The sequence below is a fragment of the Arthrobacter sp. 10T419 genome (assembly GCF_056394105.1).
The window spans coordinates 1-399 of the sequence record NZ_JBFTHF010000060.1 but is presented as its reverse complement, the minus strand read 5'-3'; the positions used below and the strand labels follow the sequence as shown (position 1 = coordinate 399).

The window sequence follows — 399 nt, the reverse complement described above, 5'->3', positions numbered from 1 at the left end:
GGCTGGCGCTGGCCATCGTTAGGGCTGATGTGCCGTCGAAGCTGGCCGACGCGCGGGTCCTGAGCCTGGATGTGGGCGCACTGCTGGCTGGCACGAGCATGAAGGGCGAGTTCGAGGCACGCCTCAAAGGCGTACTGGCCGCGGCGGAGACGAGTGCCGGGACCGTGATCCTGTTTGTGGACGAGATCCACACGCTGATCGGCGCGGGCGGGCAGGCTGGCACTGGCGATGCCGCGAACTTGCTCAAGCCGGCACTCGCGCGCGGCACGATCCGGACGATTGGGGCGACGACGTGGGCCGAGTACAAGCGCCATATCGAGAAAGACCCAGCGCTGACGCGGCGTTTCCAGGTGCTGCAGGTCCACGAGCCGCAGGAGCCGGCGGCCATCGACATGGTGC

1 protein-coding gene is annotated in these 399 nt (G+C 68.2%); it reads left to right on the top strand.

Going from position 1 to position 399, the window contains the following annotated elements; genetic code table 11:
- Positions 1–399, top strand: a 399-nt coding sequence (locus tag AC1DBD_RS17875) for an AAA family ATPase (protein ID WP_476982731.1), incomplete at both ends; no start/stop codon positions are given.